Origin of the sequence: Sphaerochaeta sp. UBA5836, assembly GCF_002432845.1 — a bacterium.
Lineage (GTDB): Bacteria > Spirochaetota > Spirochaetia > Sphaerochaetales > Sphaerochaetaceae > Sphaerochaeta.
On record NZ_DJGW01000023.1, the window covers coordinates 1 to 9,284 of the forward strand.

General features: G+C 54.1%; 7 protein-coding genes. 4 read left to right on the top strand and 3 right to left on the bottom strand.

What is annotated here, in order from left to right:
- Nucleotides 1–218 precede the first annotated feature (218 nt).
- From B3F49_RS01915 to B3F49_RS01925, 3 genes are read right to left on the bottom strand one after another with little or no spacing between them, the layout of a single operon-like run.
- Nucleotides 219–1,691 (bottom strand): M81 family metallopeptidase, encoded by a 1,473-nt coding sequence (locus B3F49_RS01915; RefSeq protein WP_293908729.1) that lies wholly within the window; start codon nucleotides 1,689–1,691, stop codon nucleotides 219–221.
- Entirely contained in the window at nucleotides 1,688–2,422 is a 735-nt protein-coding gene (locus B3F49_RS01920) for a copper homeostasis protein CutC (RefSeq protein WP_293891966.1), read from the bottom strand. Before B3F49_RS01920 ends, B3F49_RS01915 begins: the two co-directional genes overlap by 4 nt.
- Complete coding sequence (locus B3F49_RS01925; RefSeq protein ID WP_293908730.1) at nucleotides 2,419–3,753, bottom strand: alpha-L-fucosidase; 1,335 nt, start codon at nucleotides 3,751–3,753, stop codon at nucleotides 2,419–2,421. The genes B3F49_RS01920 and B3F49_RS01925 overlap by 4 nt, the downstream gene beginning before the upstream one ends.
- Before the next feature lie 209 nt (nucleotides 3,754–3,962).
- On the opposite strand from B3F49_RS01925, the gene B3F49_RS01930 reads away from it, so the two are divergent.
- The 4 genes from B3F49_RS01930 to B3F49_RS01945 are packed head-to-tail and all read left to right on the top strand — an operon-like array spanning nucleotide 3,963 to nucleotide 9,068.
- Nucleotides 3,963–4,898 (top strand): ABC transporter permease, encoded by a 936-nt coding sequence (locus B3F49_RS01930; protein ID WP_293908731.1) that lies wholly within the window; start codon nucleotides 3,963–3,965, stop codon nucleotides 4,896–4,898.
- Nucleotides 4,898–5,791: a carbohydrate ABC transporter permease gene (locus tag B3F49_RS01935; protein WP_293891957.1), complete on the top strand. Its 894-nt coding sequence runs from the start codon at nucleotides 4,898–4,900 to the stop codon at nucleotides 5,789–5,791. The genes B3F49_RS01930 and B3F49_RS01935 overlap by 1 nt, the downstream gene beginning before the upstream one ends.
- A 46-nt stretch (nucleotides 5,792–5,837) precedes the next feature.
- The gene (locus B3F49_RS01940) at nucleotides 5,838–7,541 is read left to right on the top strand and encodes an ABC transporter substrate-binding protein (RefSeq protein ID WP_293908732.1); all 1,704 of its coding nucleotides are present in this window, start codon (nucleotides 5,838–5,840) and stop codon (nucleotides 7,539–7,541) included.
- Between the two features lie 60 nt (nucleotides 7,542–7,601).
- Entirely contained in the window at nucleotides 7,602–9,068 is a 1,467-nt protein-coding gene (locus B3F49_RS01945) for a sulfatase family protein (RefSeq protein WP_293908733.1), read from the top strand.
- Nucleotides 9,069–9,284 lie beyond the last annotated feature (216 nt).

Consider the following 9,284-nt stretch of genomic DNA (forward strand, 5'->3'; position numbering starts at 1 on the left):
GATTACTTTTTTCATGCAGATCCTCCTTATTTGGATTAGCAAATTTACGCAAAACGTTTTTACTCCTTTAGTATAGGACCAGTTTTTCCAATCTGTCAAGGATTGGATGGAGAAGATACATGTGACGAATAAGCAGTAGTATTGGATGGTTGTGACAAAGGGGAAGTCTCTCGGCTTCCCCTTTGTCGTCAAAACACACAAAGAATACGGTGAAAATCCTAAATCAATTCCAACTCGGCCTTGAACTCCTTGTCCAGCGGATACATCGGCCTGGGAAGGTTCTTGTAGGGAAGCCGTTCGAAGAGCTCGTCGGAGGAGCCGGTGGTAAGAGCCATCATCGAGCGCTTTACAATGGCGCGGATCTCAGGCTCCAGGTAGCCCAGCTTCACCACAATGGCCTTTCTCTCTTTCGGCTCGGCTCCCAGCACCCTCATCATCTGCGGGTCATAGCAGCCCACATGCTTGGATGCAACCACCACGTCAACTCCCTCAACATCAAGCAGGGCGAGGTCGGCACCATTGGCCCCCTCCCACTGCTTCTTCAAACTTTTTACCGTTACCTTTGCCCTCACAGGCCTGCTCTTGACCGTGTCGAACTTCGCCCCGAGGGCGCACTCGAAGCTTGCACCTACGCCTTGTTCGAATGCTTTTCTGACCACCTCCGGGTCGTAGAAGCCCTGGTAGAGCAAGGGAGGCTCGAGCTTGGAGAGAACGGGGTCGGAGAGGATGAGAGAGAGGAAATTAGTGACATCGCCGCTGCTTCCCGCAGTGGGGTTGTCACCGCTGTCGCTGATGACCACCGGGTATACGCCCTCGGAAATCGACTGCTTGGTCGCTTCCAGTGCATCGGAAGGCATCCTCGTCTCGTTGTAGAAGCCGAATTCCTTCCTTCTGGACCAGAAGAGGTGTGCAAGTTCTCCGGCAAGTGCATTCGCTTGGTTTTGGTCGTTCTGGGTGACCACCACCGCATGCACCGCATTCTCCTTCCCGTCGGCCCAGGGGAAGCCCAAAAGGTAGGAGCAGGCGAGTACGCCCTCCTGTTGCTCCCTTGCCCTGAGTTCTTTGATCAGACTCTTCATCGGCTCGACCGAGGTCTCGCTCTGCTCGCCTGCGATGAGCATGGGGATGCGCACCGCCGCCATCGTCGGCTTCTTTCCTCCCTCCAGGGTGCGGATGACCATCAATGCGGCATGGATGCCCGTCTCGTAGGTGTCGGTGTGGGGGGCGCACTTGTAGCCGACAAAGCCGTCTGCTGCATGGCGCATCCTCTTGGTGAGGGTTGCATGCATGTCCAGACTGGTGAATAAAGGAGTAGTTGGGTGTAGTTTTCTAACTGCTTCGAGCAGATCCTGCTCGGCCTCTCCGATCCCATCGACACGCATGCTTCCGTGCAGCGACAGGCAGATTGCGTCGATCGCTCCTGCTTCCGTAAGCTTTTGCAGCATCTCTCTCTTAAGTTCTTGGTAGTAGTCGTGATCCCACACTCCGTTGGGCACCGCACGCGCTACCAGGGAGGGAACGACCTCGTAGCCTGCGGCTATCAGGGTGTTGATAATGCCGCTTGCTGAGCTCTCGCGCTTGATGAACAGGTCCGCTCCCCTGGTGACCCAGATCTCGTCCCTGCCGGTGATGATGGGGTTGAAGGTGTCGCTCTCGTGGTGGAGCCCCCCTACAAAGACTCGCTTCTTCATCGCTTGGCCCCCACTATGGCGCTCACCCGACTGGCATCGGTGTGGCTGATGCTGAACTCGGCCTGCCTGAGCATGCCACCCATGTAGATGTGCTCGGGACGGTAGGTCATCTTCGACTCGTAGGTTCCCGGGACGAACACATGGTACTCCTTGGCCCCCACCTGCTCTTGCAGGTAGGCGAAGTTGCGCTCGGTAATCCCGCAACCGGGCATGACGATGATCCTGTCTCCGGCCTGCCTGACCAGCATCTTCAGTGTCTGGAGTCCCTCGATGACCGTGGCCTCCAGGCCGCTGGTCAGAAGCCGGTCGACACCCAGGGAAATGAGCGTCTCCAGAGAGCGCGAAGCATCGCGCGTCATGTCGAAGGCGCGGTGGAAGGTGACCGAGCAGGGCCGGGCAAGGGTGATGATTTCCTTGCTCCTCTGTACATCAATCTCCCCGTCGGGGGTAAGGATTCCGAAGACGATACCGTCGGCCCCCGCCTCCCTGAAGAGTTTCACATCCTCCTTCATGGCCTCGAACTCAAGAGCGCTGTAGCAGAAGTCGCCTCCGCGCGGCCTAATCATGACATTCATGGCGATGCTGCTGTGCTTGCGGGCCACCTTGAAGGCCCCAAGCGACGGAGTCGTGCCCCCCTCGAACAGGTCGGCGCAGAACTCGACGCGGTCGGCGCCTCCTGCCTCGGCGGCCAGCACGCTCTCGATCGATTCCAGGCAAATCTCAATCTTCATAGTGTTTCTTCCTTTCTTAGTACCAGTCGTATGGTGGTGTCGACAAGCTCGGCTCTTGTAAGCTCATCGCCGATTGTATGTAACCTGATTTCATGGGTTCCTTTTTTCAGCTGCAAACCAGTGACGAACACATCAGAGAAGCGACCCTTTTGCAGGGAGCTGCGGTAGTGGTTTCCTCCAACCTCAAGGCAGAGTTTCTGCTCCTTGGCAAGGGCTCCCTCACTTTTCCAGCCGATGGAGAGTTGGGTATCCTCATGCAGTTCAAGGCTCCAGCAAAGGGTGGTGGGAATGGGGCGATAGGAGTAGTACTCTGTTCCTGTATAGCGATAAGCAGTCAAAGGCTCAGGACAAGGCTGATCAAGTAATATCATTGGAAGCTTTCTCTTATTCAATTCTCTTTTCAGCGGATCTTTGGCCAGCTCAGCTCCGATGCCCTCGAGCACCTCCTGCTCAAAGCTCTGGATGGCGCCATTTCCCATCAGGCCGATGTTGAGCAGGTAGTTGCCCCCTTCTTGGACCACCTTTCTTGCAGTATCTGACAACTCTTGAATTTTCTCGTCCTTGTCCCCCCGGACCTGCCAGCTGCGATACCCCCATGTCTCCTTATAAATGGAGGCGGGAGTCTGCCACGGACAATTCAAAGGTACGGTAGGAAGCTGGTTGTCCCCCATGGTCAGAAAGTCCTGCCTGTCGTTCCATATTCTTCCGTTGACCATGCAATGGGGCTGCAGCGTCTGTACAAGGTCATAGACTTCCTGGCTCTGCGCTTCTGTAGGAGCGCCCATATCCATCCATAGCTCACAAATTGGGCCATAGTTGGAAAGGAGCTCGGTCAGCTGGGCGATGTTCAACCTCTGATGGGAAGGGGGAATCGGGTCGCTGTTATGGCTGCTGATGGGCAGGGCTTCGCTGAAGTGCCAATCGATCCAGGAGAAGTAGATGCCGAAGGCAAGCCCTTGGCTTTTACACTCATCACTCAATGCCCTGACAATATCACGCCTGCAGGCTGCATTCGTGCTCTTGTAATCGGTGGTAGCAGTGTCGAACAGGCAGAATCCGTCGTGGTGCTTGGTTGTAATAACCAAGTACCGCATTCCAGCTCTTTTCGCCGTGGCAACAATGTGCTGAGGATTAAACTCGGGGAGGCTGAATTGTGCAGTCAATGCCTCATAGTCGGCCTGGGGAAGGTAGCCGTGGGAGAGTATCTGCTCAGAGTACCCCCGGGTGATGGGTTCTCCCTTCCACACTCCGCCGGGAATAGAATAGAGCCCGAAATGGATGAAGAGGCCGAACTGTAGATCGAGCCACTGTTGTACTGCTTCTCGTTTCATCACTGTATCTCCTATCTGATCATTGGTAGCTTAGTACGAGTACAGGTTGTACAACAGAGTCAAAGTTTCCAAGAACCTTCTTGTACTGCGTCATTTTTTCAAAGTTCGACCTATCCTGCAAAAAATGACGCCTTGCAGCAATCGTAAGCTGACCGAGCTTTGGAAACTTGACTCTTATGCGTTTCTGACTTCCATGCGACGATTTTGTCATGAAGAACGCACTCAACCAACCACGACAGCTCAGCTTGGGAAGAAAGATGGGCAGACATTGGCAATTCTATGTCATTGTTGCTCTTCCCATGCTCTACTTCATCATTTTCAAGTACGTTCCCATGTATGGCGTCCTGCTTGCTTTCAAGCGCTACCGCGTCAGCCAAGGGATTTGGAACAGCCCTTGGGTGGGCCTCTATCAGTTTGAGAAGTTCTTCACGAACCCCTCGAGCCTGAAGATCATGTTCAACACCTTCTCGCTGAGCATGTATGCCCTGGTCTCATCCATCCCCTTGGCAGTAATCCTTGCCATCGCATTGAACGAGACCGGCTCGAAAGTCTGGCGCAAGAGCGTACAGATGGTCACCTACGCTCCCTACTTTATCTCCACCGTGGTCATGGTAGCCATCCTGATGCAGTTCCTCGACCCCGCCTTGGGTCTGTTCAATGCGATCAGGGCGGTATTCGGCAAGGAATCGATTAACTTCATGGGTGAAGCCCACCTGTTCAAGCACATCTACGTCTGGTCGGCGCTCTGGCAGAACACCGGGTACAACGCGATCATCTACCTTGCCGCCCTGACCGGGATAAACCCCGAGCTCTATGAGGCTGCGAAAGTCGACGGGGTGAACAAGTTCCAGAAAATATGGTATGTGGACCTGCCGTGCATCAAGAATACCATCGTCATCATGTTCATCATGAATATGGGCTTTGTCATGAGCCTTGGGTTCGAGAAGGCCTTCCTTATGCAGAATCCGCTCAACCTGCAGGCTGCCGAGATCATGTCCACCTACGTCTACAAGATGGGCTTGATCAACAGCGACTTCAGCTACTCAACCGCCATCGATGTGGTCAACTCAATCATCAACATCGTCTTGATTCTGACCTTCAACCACATCGCCAAGACTAAAAACAAGGAAGGGGGTCTGTGGTGATGCACTACAAACGAAAAGAACTTCTCACTGACCGAGTATTTTCAGTGATGGTGAACAGCTTCTTGTTCATCAGTCTGGTCATTGTGCTCTACCCCTTGCTCTACATCGTAGCGTGTTCGTTCAGCGAACCCCAGGCAGTGATGGCCAAGAAGGTGTGGTTGTTTCCCGTCAATTTTGACTTGATCAGCTACAAGGCGGTCTTTACCAACAAGCAGATCGGAACCGGCTATATGAACAGCCTCTACTATATGGTAACAGGGACGGTGGTCAGCGTACTGCTTACCATGCTGCTCGCCTATCCGCTTTCGCGCAAGGAGTTCTACGGGCGCTCGGTGGTGACCAAGCTCATCCTCTTTACCATGCTCTTCACCGGTGGAACCATCCCCCTCTATCTGGTGGTGCGGAACCTCGGTATCTACGACACCCGGTGGGCGATCATCCTGCCTAATGCCATCACGGTCTGGAACGTCATTATTGCCCGTACCTTCCTGCAGGAGAACATCTCCGACGAGCTGTACGAGGCGGCTGAGATCGACGGCTGCTCGGATATTCGCTTCCTGTTCTCTTTCGTCTTCCCCTTAAGCGGGGCGATTGTGGCCGTCCTTGCACTCTTCTATGCAGTAGGGCAGTGGAACAAGTACTTCGATGCACTCTTGTATTTGCAGAAGCAGGCCCTCTATCCCTTGCAGATTGTGCTGCGCAATATCCTGATCATCAACCGCAACACACCCTCGATGACCGTAGATGTCGAGGCGGCCATCAGGGCTCAGGGGCTCAGCGAGACGATCCGGTATGCGGTCATCGTTGTAGCCAGTGTTCCGCTTCTGGTAATCTACCCGTTCGTGCAAAGGTTTTTCGTCAAGGGAGTCATGATTGGCTCCGTCAAAGGTTAGGAGTACACAGTCTCCCTGTGGAGGCTGCAAACAATAGGAGGAATCCATGAAGAAAACGTTATGTATCGTATTGCTGGTTGCGCTCTTGCTGCCGGTCTCGTTGGTCGCCCAAGGCTCGAAAGAGAGTGCCTCGGCAAAATCTGCTGTTGAGTATACCCCTGTCGGGACCTTCCCGATCGTGAAGACTCCCATCACGGTGGACATCATGGTCGCACAGCCCCCCTGTGTAGAGGACTTCAACACCAACCGGTTCACCAAGTACATGGAAGAACTGACCGGTATCAAGGTGAACTACATCATGATCCCCGAACAGGCAGCCACCGAAAAGCTCGCCTTGGTACTCGCCAGCGGCGACTACCCTGATGCATTCCTCGGTTTTGCAGTCAACAATACCCTGGAAACCACCTATGGCGCTCAGGAAGGCCTGTTCCTGCCGCTGAACAAGTTCTACTCCAAGGAGTGGATGCCCAACATGATGAAGGCCTTTGAAGAGTTCCCCGGCGGTATCGGGTTTATGACCAACATCGACGGCAACATCTATTCGCTGCCCCGCCTTGAAGGCTGCTACCACTGCTCCAACCAGGCAAAGATGTTTGTTTATCAGCCGTTCCTTGACAAGCTCGGCCTGAAAACCCCCACCACCACCGATGAGTTCTACCAGGTGCTGAAGGCAATGAAGGAACAGGATGCAAACGGCAACGGCAAGGCAGATGAGATTCCGCTTGCCGGCTCCATCATCGGCTGGTCCGACCAAGTCGAGCGTTTCTTGCTCAACTCCTTCATTTATTGCGATTTGGATACCAACATCAATGCCAATGCCGACGACAACGTAGGCTATATGATGAATGGCGGCAAGGTCGACACTGCAGTGAACAAGGCTGCTTTCCGCGAAGGACTTGCCTTCATCAACAAACTGTACAAGGAAGGCCTGCTCTACAACGGATCCTTCACCCAGGACTCCAGCCAGCTGACCCAGCTCGTAGAGAGCTCCGCCCAGCCGGTCGTCGGGTTTGTAGCAGGTGGTTGGAGAGGCCAGTTTGCCACCATCGGTGGGGAGCGCTTCAACAACTTCCGCGCCATCGCTCCCCTGAAGGGACCGGCGGGTGTCCAATACTCGGTTGCCTTCTTCCAGAATCCTGAGATTGGTCAGCTGGTTCTCAGTTCCGAGACCAAGTATGCAGAGGCCATCATACGCTACTTCGATTTCATGTACAGCCCCGAGGGCACCTTGCTCCAGCGCAACGGCTTCAAGGGCGAAGCCTGGGATTGGGCGAAGAGCGACCAGGTCGGTCTTGATGGAAAGCCTGCCGTGTGGCAGCAGCTGAAGCTGTGGAACGACAAGGACCCCCAGAACGACACCTGGATCCAGACCTATACTGCAGCCATGACCCCGTCCTTGAAGAACGGCTTGGCTTCCAAGCCCATGACCCAGGACAACCCTGAGTACTACCTGCCGGGAAACAACGAGAAGACCCTCTTTGACGAGACCACCAATCTGTACAAGCCCTACGAGGATACCTCTGTAGAAGTTCCTGTACTGAAGTACACCGCCGAAGAGAGTGAGAAGTTCTCGACCGTCAAGCGCGAGCTTGCCAACTATATCCGCCAGAGTGCTGTGAAGTTCATGGTTGGTTCGTTGGATGTCAACGACGACAAGGTATGGAACGAGTACATCGCAAACCTGGAGAAGCTGCAGTTGAAGTCTGTGTTGGACCTCATGAATACTGCTTATGCTCGCCAGTACAAATAAGCAAATACACTAGCAGAGGGCCCTCGAGGCCCTGTGCTGTGTCTAGGGAGGGGTGGACAGGTGCGAAAGAAGCCGAACATCGTCTATATACTTGCAGATGACCTGGGCTATGGTGATGTCTCATCGCTGAACCCCGATTGTCCTTTCGTCACCACCCACTTCGACCGCTTGGCACAACAAGGCATGTGTTTTACCGATGCACATGCCACCAGTGCTGTATGCACTCCCAGCCGGTACAGCATCATAACCGGGCGCTACAACTGGCGTTCACAGCTGAAAAGCTATGTGCTGGGAGGCTTCTCTGCCCCCTTGATTGATGAGAACAGGAAAACCGTCGCCCAGCTTCTTAAGAAGGGCGGATACGCCACCCATGCAGTAGGCAAGTGGCACCTGGGCATGGACCTTCCCAAACAAGATGGTTTTGTTGAAGCAGCTGAGTTCGGCGACAGCCATCCGATCGACTATACCAAGCCCATCAAGGGCGGGCCGACCAGTGTGGGGTTCGACTCCTATTATGGGATCAGCGGGTCTCTGGACATGCCACCCTACGTATACATCAAGGACGACCGGTTCACCGCTGTTCCCACCAAAACTACAAAAGGAACAGGCAAGGGCTTTTGGCGGGAGGGCTTGACTGCCGACGATTTTGTGCATGAAGAGGTCCTGGACCATCTCACAGACAAGGCCTTGGAGGTGATCAGGGAGAACAAGGATCGGCCGTTCTTTCTCTACTTCGCCCTCCCGGCACCCCATACACCCATTCTTCCCCATCCCAATTTCAGAGGGAAATCGAACACCAATGCTTATGGGGATTTTGTCCTGCACTGCGATGATGTGGTGGGCAGGGTGCTCGATACGCTCAAGGAAAGCGACATCGACGAACATACCTTGGTAATCTTCACCAGCGACAACGGCTGTTCCCCGATGGCTGATTTTGCGGAGCTGGCACGGTTCGGACACAACCCCAGCTATCATTTCAGGGGTATGAAGTCGGATATTTTCGAAGGAGGCCACCGGGTGCCGCTTCTGATGCGCTGGCCTGAAGTGATAGAACCGCATTCAATTTCCAACCACCTTGTCTGCCTTTCTGATTTCTATGCAACTGTAGCCGATATTCTTGACCTTGGCTTGGTCGAGGATGAGGCGGTTGACAGTGTGAGCTTGCTGCCGCTGCTCTCAGACAGCACTCACCCTGAAGTACGCGGTTCTTTGGTCCATCAGAGCATTGACGGCTCACTCTCCCTTCGAAAGGGGAAGTACAAGCTTGAGATGTGCAAGGGCTCGGGGGGGTGGTCATACCCTGCCAGCAGCAGTATGGATGAACAAGGACTTCCTTCAGTTCAGTTGTACGACTTGGATTATGATATCTCAGAAACGGTGAATGTGCAGGCCGAGCAACCGGATGTGGTGGCGGCTATGCGAACAGAGCTTGCCTTCATCGTCAGGGAGGGCAGAAGTACACCCGGCCCTCGGCAGCACAACGACGGGGTTGCTGTCTGGGAGACGGTATCGTGGCTTTCTGATTGACTCTTTTTCCCGCGGATTGGAGGTTCTCTATGGTATACTTGAACAACCTATGAGAAAAGCTGAGCACAAAATCCCTGCATCCAGAACACTGCTGTTGTTTCTACCCGCCCTCATACTCTGTTTTGTCATTCTCATTCTCGCCCAAAACTGGATGTTGATGACCGTGCGCAGGGACAAGCAGGAGCAGACCTATTCGATGCTGCACCTCATCCGTTC